A 7,900-nucleotide genomic window follows, 5' to 3' on the forward strand; every position below is an offset into this window, starting at 1 on the left:
CCGGGCGCGCCGCTGCGGCTGTTCGACGGCCGCGGCGGCCAGTGGCGGGCGACGTTGGCGAGCTGCGGCAAGCGCGGCGCCAGCGCGCTCGCCGAAGCGCACGAAGCGCTCGAATGCGAATCGCCGCTCGCCGTCGTGCTCGCGCAGGGCATCGCCCGTGGCGAGCGCATGGATTACGCGCTGCAGAAGGCCGTCGAACTCGGCGTGCAGGCGATCCGGCCGGTGTTCACGGCGCGCTCGAACGTGCAGCTCGACGCCGATCGCCTCGACAAGCGCCTCGCACACTGGCGCGCCGTCATCGTCGCCGCCTGCGAGCAGTGCGGCCGCAACCGCCTGCCGGTGCTGGCCGCGCCGCTGCGCATCGAGGCGCTGCTCGCCGAAACCGCCGCCGGTGACGGCGGCCTGCGGCTGGTGCTCGACCCGCTGGCACAGCACGGCCTGCGTGCGCTCGCGCCGCCTGCGGGACCGGTGACGCTGCTGGTCGGGCCCGAAGGCGGGCTGGCCGAAGCGGAGCTGGCGGCGGCCACGGCGGCCGGCTGGCAGGGCGTGCGGCTCGGTCCGCGCGTGCTGCGCACCGAGACTGCCGGCGTCGCGGCACTGGCCGCACTGGCGGCGCTGTGGGGCGATCTGGGCTAGGTTCGATCGCCAGCACCGGGAACCCCGCGCAGCGCTGCAGACTCCGTCCCCCGGGCTGCTCGCCACAACCGCGGCCTCCCGCCACACGGGCTCGAACCACATGAGGATGCGAAGAACGATGCAGATCCTGACGACGCTGATCGCGCTGGCCGGCTGTCTGGCCATCGGGGCGCTGGTGCTGAACGGGGTGCGCCTCGGCGAACCGCCCGGCATGGGCCGGCGCCTGCTGACCTACCTGAACAACCATGTCGCCGAGACCCGGCGCGGCCACGATTTCCCGGAGCTGGAACTGCGCTGCTACCGGATGTCGCCGGCGCAGCTGTACGACCGCGTCGAACAGGCGCTGCGGGTCCTGAACTGGGAGATCGTCGAGGCCAGCCCGCAGGCGCAGTCACTGCACGCGACCGTGACCAGCCAGCTGCTGCGCTTCGTCGATGACGTGCACATCGAACTGCGCGTCGCCGCCTGCGGCACCGAGCTGCACGTGCGCTCGCAATCGCGCATCGGCCGCGGCGACTTCGGCGCCAACGCCCGCCACGTCATGGAACTGCACCTGACGCTGGACCGGCTGCTGTAGCGCGTCAGGCCAGCGCCCAGGCGATCGCCAGCGACAGCAGCACGACCTGCGACAGCTTCAGCCGCAGCCGCTCGTACCAGAGCGGCAGCGCGTCCTGCACGGTCGCGTGACGATCGGCGGCGTACTGCAGCGCGTAGCCGGCGAACAGCAGGCCGAGGCCGGTGCGCGGCGGGATCATCAGCGCCAGCCAGCCGGCCAGCGCCGGCAGCACGCCCCAGCCGAAGTAGTGCCGGCGGTGATCGAGCGGCTGCTCGCGCAGCGCCAGCCCCCAGTGCACGGCCCCGAGGAAACCGAGGATCACCGCGCCGTAGCCGATCAGCGCCTGCAGCGCGGTGTCGTGCCAGGCCTCGCCGCCGAGGGCGAGCGTGGCGGTTGCGCCGATGAAGGGCAGCAGGCCGACATAGCAGAGCCACTGCGCCGTTTCGGACGCGCGGGCCGGATCCTGCGCGCTGGGGGATGGACCGGCGGATGGACCGGCAGATGGAGTCATGATCGCGGGCTCCTTCAGAGCAGCTTTTCGATCGCTGTGAGCAGTGTGGGGTCTTGCGGGCCGGTCTGCGCAGGAAAACTTGCAACAAGCCGTCCCGGACGGTCGATCCGGTCCTTCCGGAAGCTCCGGCGCGGCGCCTGGCCGGCAGCCGCGCCGAGCGCGCAGCAGAACGGATGCCGGGCGTGGCCGGCCGCGGACGGGGTTCCGGCAGCCGTCGGCGGCACGAGCGCCAGCCTCAGGACGAATCAGGAACGGCGCGAGCGCAAACGGCATGGGGGCTCCCCGGAACGTCAGGACGGGCAGGTCTGATTTGGAACGCGTCCGTCGCCGGCGGTTCGCCTGCCTGCCGATCGCTGCATGGCCGGGCGAGGCGGCATGCAGGTATCATCGGCCGCATCGTTCCTGTCTTCAGCCCGAGGATCCGGGGTCATGCCTTCCGTCCACTCCGGCCTGCGCGCCTGCGCGCTCGCCTGCACGCTGCTGCTCGGCGCCTGCGCCCACCAGCCCCAGCTCGCGCCGCTCGATCCCGAAGCGATCGACCGGCTGCCGGCGTACAACCGCTGGATGTTCGGCGTCAACGAGAAGCTGGACGAATACCTGCTCAAGCCGGTCGCGCAGGGCTATCAGGCGGTGACGCCGCAGTTCCTCGACGACGGCATCACCAACATCTTCGGCAACCTCGCCGACCTGCCGATCGGCATCAACAACCTGCTGCAGTTCAAGTTCCGGGAAGCCGCGCAGGACTTCACGCGCATCGTCTTCAACTCGACCTTCGGCCTGCTCGGCTTCTTCGACGTGGCGAGCTACTTCGGCATCCCGAAGCACGACGAGGACTTCGGCCAGACGCTCGCGCACTGGGGCGTCGGCGAGGGCAGCTACTTCGTGCTGCCGCTGCTCGGCCCGAGCACGCTGCGCGACACCGGCGGCCTGGCGGTCGATGCGTTCAACATCGATCCGGTCTGGGAGATCAACCGCATCCCGGTGCGCAACTCGCTGGTGGGGCTGCGCATCGTCGACAAGCGTGCCGACCTGCTGCGCAGCGAGCGCGTCACCGAAGGCGCACTGCTCGATCGCTACACGCAGATCCGCGATGCCTGGCTGCAGCGCCGCCGCAGCCTGATCTACGACGGCAACGCTCCGCTGGAGCCGCGGCGCCTCGACGCCGACTGAGCGAGCGCTGCAGCGCGCGATGCCCCGCCTGATCTCCCGCACCCGCCGTGCGGCGCTGCTCGAAGCCGTGCTGCGCGGCCTCGCGCGGCTGCCACTGCCGGCCGTGCACCGGCTCGGCGATGCGCTGGGCTGGCTGCTCGCAGCGCTGCCGAACCTGCCGCGCCGGCTCGCGGCGCGCAACCTCGAACTCTGCCTGCCCGAACTCGACGCTGCGGCCCGCGCGCGGCTGCTGCGCGCCAGCCTGCGCGAGACCGCCTGCGGCATGCTCGAACTCGGACCGCTGTGGTGCTGGCCGGCCGAACGCCAGCGCGCGCTGGTACGCGCGAGCCAGGGCGAGGCGGCATTCGCGGCAGCGGTGGCGGCCGGGCACGGGGTCATCGTGCTGTCGCCGCACCTCGGCGCCTGGGAGGTCAGCGGCCAGTACATCTCCTCGCGCTGGCCGATCACCAGCCTGTACCGGCCCTCGCGCCTCGGCATCGACACGCTGGTGCGCAGCGGCCGCGAGCGGCTCGGCGCGCGGCTGGTGCCGACCGATGCCGGCGGCGTGCGGGCGCTGCTCGCGGCGCTCAGGCGCGGCGAGGTCGCCGGCATCCTGCCGGATCAGGACCCCGGCCGCGGCAACGGCGTGTTCGCACCGTTCTTCGGCGTCAGCGCCAACACGATGACGCTGGTCTCGCGCCTCGCCCAGCGCAGCCGCGCGCCGGTATTCCTCGCCTGCGCCGAACGGCTGCCGCGCGGCGCCGGCTTCTGCGTGCATTTCACGCCGTGCTCGCCGGCGATCGGCCGGGAACCGCTCGCGGAGTCGGTCGCCGCGCTCAACGCCGACGTGGAGGCCGCCGTGCGCCGGCTGCCGGCGCAGTATCTGTGGGCCTACAAGCGCTTCCGGACCCGTCCGGACGGCGAGGCGAAGCTGTACTGATGCCGCCCGCTGCCGCCCGCACTGCCCGGGGTGCTCCGGCCTTCGACCGGCGCTGGCTCGGACCGCGCCACTGGCCGTCCTGGGGCATCGCCGGTCTCGCCTGGCTGCTGCAATGCCTGCCGCAGCGCGCGCGTGACGCCTTGGCGCGGCTCGTGCTGCCGCTGGTCTGGCGCCTGACCGGCAGGCAGCAGCACAACGCCCGCATCAATCTCGGCCTGTGCTTTCCGCAGCAGCCGCCCGAATGGCGCGAGCAGGTGCTGCGCGAGCACATCGCGCTGGCCGTGCGCGTGACGCTCGACTACGGCCTGCTGTGGTTCGGCAGCGCCACGGCGATCGGGCGCGCCGTGCGCTTCCACGGCGAGGAGCACCTCGCTGCGGCCCGCGCCGAAGGCCGGCGCGTGATCCTGCTGGTCGCGCACGCGCTGGCGCTCGATTTCGGCATCTGCGCCTTCGGCATCCGCCACCGCGCGCTCGGGCCGTACAAGGCACTGGCCGATCCGGTCATCGACTGGCTGATCGCGCGCGCCCGCACGCGCTTCGAAGGTTCGGTGTTCGAACGCGAGGCCGGCATGCGCCCGGTGATCCGCGGCTTTCGGGACGGGCAGATCCTCGTGTATCTGGCCGACGAGGACCTCGGCCCCGACGGTGCGGTGTTCGTGCCGTTCTTCGCCGAGCCGAAGGCGACGCTCGCGACGCTCGGGCGGCTCGCGAAGCTCGGGGACGCGCGCGTGATCCCGTCGGTGACGCGCTGGAACGCCGCCGAAGGCGTCTACGACTGCTTCCACCTGCCGCCGCTCGCGGATTTCCCGAGCGGTGACGCCGAGCGCGACGCGCGCGCGATGAACGCCGCCGTCGAGGCGCTGATCACCCCCGAGCCGGCGCAGTACATGTGGACGCTGCGCCTGTTCCGCACGCGCCCGAGCGGCCGCGCCAAGCTCTACAAGCAGCGCAAGACCCCGCCCGCCGGCGGCTGAGGACCCTGCCCCATCATGACCGTGCCCCGCCATCCGGCCCGCCAGATCGCCCTCGCCTTCGCCTGCAGCGTCGTGCTGCTCGCCGCCTGCACCGGCCCGACCGGCAGCGAACGGGCGACCGTGACCAGCGATGCCTACCGCCACGCCCGCCCCGGCGAACTGACCGGCAGCGTCAGCTGGCTGCAGCGCCTGCTGCCGCCGCCCGGCGCCGGACTGACGGTCGAACTGATCGAGGCCGGCCCCCGGGCCCGGGTGCTGGCCGAGCAGCGGCTGGCACGACTCGGCGCACCGCCGTGGCGCTTCCGGCTCGAATTCGACCCGGCACGCATCGATCCGGCGCAGCGTTACGTGCTGCGCGCCCGCGTCGACTTCGACGGCCGCACCCGCTTTGCCAACCGTCTCGACTACCCGGTGCTGACTCATGATGCCCCGGCGCACGTCGACGTCATCGTCGATGCAGCGCTGCCATGACCGGAATCACTTGTACTGAACGTGGTTTTGCCTATGCTGCCGGGCCTGACACAGCGAAGGACTGTGTCCCGACCCCGATAGCCGGCGCAGGAAGCGCGCAATACCGAGATTGGACATGTCCTGGTCGCTTTCCTCCGCCCATACGGATTTCCCTGCCTTCGCACCGGCATGGGATGCCCTGAACCGACGGCTGTTCAACGCGCACCCGCTGCTCGACAGCGCATTCATCGCGCCGCTGGTCGAACTGTACGGTCCGGACACGCTGCGCCTCGCCCGCGAGACCGTCGACGGCCAGCTGCGCTCGGCCGCGCTGATCCGGCCGCTGGCCCCCGGTGCCTGGCGCGTGTTCGCGCTCGGCCCGATCCAGATGACTCCGGCGCTGATGGCCCCCGAGGCCGACTGGGACGCCCTGCTGCGCAGCCTCCCCGGCATGGCGCTGCTGCTGAACGTCAACCTGCAGGATCCGCAGTACTCGCATCTCGCCCCCTGCCCGCCGGTGCGCCGCGCCTTCGATCACGCCTGCACCATCGGCATCGCACTGGAGGGCGATTTCGACCGCTACTGGCAGGGCCGCTCCCGCCACCTGCGCCAGAACCTCGGCCGCTACCAGCGCCGGTTGCGCGAGGACGGCATGGCCGTCGAATGGCGCCAGTACGCCGAGCCGGACGCGATCGTCGCGGCGGTCGATCGCTACAGCGTGCTGGAAAGCGCCGGCTGGAAAGGCCGCAACGGCACGGCGCTGCATCCGGACAACCTGCAGGGCGAGTTCTTCCGGCGCGTGATGCAGCGCTTCGCGCACCGTGCCAGCGCCAGGGTCTGGGAGCTCTGGATCGACGGGCAGCTCGCCGCTTCCCGGCTGGCGATCGGCACGCCCGACATGCTGGTCATGCTGAAGACCACGTATGACGAGCAACTCGCCCGCTACGCACCGGGCATGCTGCTGCTGCGCCAGGTCATCGAGGAGGAATTCACGGCCGCACGGCACCGGCGCATCGAGTTCTATACCAACGCCACGCCGGCGCAGCACGCCTGGGCGACCGACAGCCGCTGGATCCGTCACTTCGAGGTCTACCGCAACCGCCTGTCGGCGAGCGTCATCGACGGCGTGCGCCTGAGCCGCGCCCATCCGCGCGCGCTGCTCGGCGGCACGGCGGCCGTGGCCGCGCTGGCGGCGTTTTCGGCACTGCTCAACTGAACCCCGGCGCGATCGGCACGCGGTCCGCAGCAGGGATCGCGCCGTATACTTGCCGCCCTTTTTCCTGCGGCGGCGGACCGATGCAGCCATGAGCCAGACCAATCAGCAGTGGGGCGGACGCTTCACCGAATCCACCGACGCCTTCGTGCAGGCCTTCACCGCCTCGGTGCAGTTCGACCAGCGCATGTACCGCCAGGACATCGCCGGCTCGATCGCGCACGCGACCATGCTCGCCGAGGCCGGCGTGCTGAACGAGGCCGACCGCGCGGCGATCGTCGCCGGACTGGAAGCCATCCGCGCCGAGATCGAGCGCGGCGAGTTCGAATGGTCGATCGCGCTCGAAGATGTGCACATGAACGTCGAGGCGCGCCTGACCGAGCGCATCGGCCTCGCCGGCAAGCGCCTGCACACCGGCCGCTCGCGCAACGATCAGGTCGCCACCGACATCCGCCTGTACCTGCGCGACGCCATCGACGCGATCCTCGCCGAACTCGCGCGCCTGCAGCACGGGCTGGTCGAACTCGCCGAGCGCGAGGCCGACACCATCATGCCCGGCTTCACGCACCTGCAGGTCGCGCAGCCGGTCAGCTTCGGCCACCACCTGCTTGCGTGGTTCGAACAGCTCAAGCGCGACAGCGGCCGTTACCGCGACTGCCGCGCACGCCTGAACGAATGCCCGCTCGGCGCCGCGGCACTCGCCGGCACCACCTATCCGATCGACCGCCACCGCACCGCCAGCCTGCTCGGCTTCGCCGGACCGACCGAGAACTCGCTCGATTCGGTCAGCGACCGCGACTTCGCGATCGAATTCTGCTCGGCCTCGGCGCTGCTGATGACCCACCTGTCGCGCTTCAGCGAGGAACTGGTGCTGTGGGCGAGCGCGCAGTTCGGCTTCGTCGACATTCCGGATCGCTTCTGCACCGGCAGCTCGATCATGCCGCAGAAGAAGAACCCCGACGTGCCGGAACTCGTGCGCGGCAAGAGCGGCCGCGTGCATGGCCATCTGGTCGGCCTGCTGACGCTGATGAAGGGTCAGCCGCTCGCGTACAACAAGGACAACCAGGAGGACAAGGAGCCGCTGTTCGACACCGTCGACACCGTGCTCGGCTCGCTGCGCGCCTTCGCCGACATGGTGCCGGCACTCAGGGCCCGCCCCGAGCGCATGCGCGCCGCCGCGCTGCAGGGCTTCGCGACCGCCACCGACCTCGCCGATTACCTCGTGCGCAAGGGCGTGCCGTTTCGCGACGCGCACGAGATCGTCGGCAAGGCCGTGCGCCTCGGCGTCGACACCGGCCGCGACCTCTCGCAGATGCGCCTCGAAGAACTGCGTGCCTTCAGCGACGCGATCGGCGCCGACGTGTTCGACAGCCTGACCCTCGAAGGCTCGCTCGCCGCCCGCAATCACTTCGGCGGCACGGCGCCGGCGCAGGTGCGGGCGGCGGTGCAGCGGGCAAGGAAGTGGCTGGCG

The 7,900-nt window shown here is 71.6% G+C and carries 9 protein-coding genes; 8 read left to right on the plus strand and 1 reads right to left on the minus strand.

The window, feature by feature from the left end; translation table 11 throughout:
* Together PKE44_RS11915 and PKE44_RS11920 are read left to right on the plus strand one after the other, a co-directional pair.
* On the plus strand, positions 1–636 hold a 636-nt coding region (locus PKE44_RS11915; RefSeq protein ID WP_324551419.1), incomplete at its 5' end, for a 16S rRNA (uracil(1498)-N(3))-methyltransferase.
* A 118-nt stretch (positions 637–754) separates the two neighbouring features.
* Positions 755–1,213 (plus strand): DUF1499 domain-containing protein, encoded by a 459-nt coding sequence (locus PKE44_RS11920; protein WP_324551422.1) that lies wholly within the window; start codon positions 755–757, stop codon positions 1,211–1,213.
* Between the two features lie 4 nt (positions 1,214–1,217).
* Here the strand turns inward: PKE44_RS11920 and PKE44_RS11925 are convergent, their stop codons facing one another.
* Complete coding sequence (locus PKE44_RS11925; RefSeq protein WP_324551424.1) at positions 1,218–1,703, minus strand: DUF3429 domain-containing protein; 486 nt, start codon at positions 1,701–1,703, stop codon at positions 1,218–1,220.
* 429 nt (positions 1,704–2,132) lie between these two features.
* Here PKE44_RS11925 and PKE44_RS11930 point away from each other — a divergent pair, with 429 nt between their 5' ends.
* From PKE44_RS11930 to argH, 6 genes are all read left to right on the plus strand, one after another.
* A complete protein-coding gene (locus PKE44_RS11930) occupies positions 2,133–2,873 on the plus strand; it encodes a VacJ family lipoprotein (protein WP_324551426.1) in 741 nt (246 codons plus the stop codon).
* Positions 2,874–2,892: 19 nt separating this feature from the next.
* On the plus strand, positions 2,893–3,792 hold the full coding sequence (locus PKE44_RS11935; protein WP_324551429.1) for a lysophospholipid acyltransferase family protein: 900 nt from the start codon (positions 2,893–2,895) through the stop codon (positions 3,790–3,792).
* Positions 3,792–4,766, plus strand: coding sequence for a lipid A biosynthesis acyltransferase (locus PKE44_RS11940; protein ID WP_324551431.1), 975 nt, complete (start codon positions 3,792–3,794; stop codon positions 4,764–4,766). Before PKE44_RS11935 ends, PKE44_RS11940 begins: the two co-directional genes overlap by 1 nt.
* Positions 4,767–4,781: 15 nt before the next feature.
* Positions 4,782–5,237 (plus strand): YbaY family lipoprotein, encoded by a 456-nt coding sequence (locus PKE44_RS11945; protein WP_324551433.1) that lies wholly within the window; start codon positions 4,782–4,784, stop codon positions 5,235–5,237.
* Positions 5,238–5,352: 115 nt separating this feature from the next.
* Positions 5,353–6,432: a GNAT family N-acetyltransferase gene (locus PKE44_RS11950; RefSeq protein WP_324551435.1), complete on the plus strand. Its 1,080-nt coding sequence runs from the start codon at positions 5,353–5,355 to the stop codon at positions 6,430–6,432.
* Positions 6,433–6,520: 88 nt separating this feature from the next.
* Positions 6,521–7,900: argininosuccinate lyase (argH, locus tag PKE44_RS11955; protein ID WP_324551438.1), on the plus strand; the 1,380-nt coding region annotated here is incomplete at its 3' end.

Origin of the sequence: Plasticicumulans sp. (assembly GCF_035331805.1) — a bacterium.
Classification (GTDB): Bacteria; Pseudomonadota; Gammaproteobacteria; order Competibacterales; family Competibacteraceae; genus Plasticicumulans.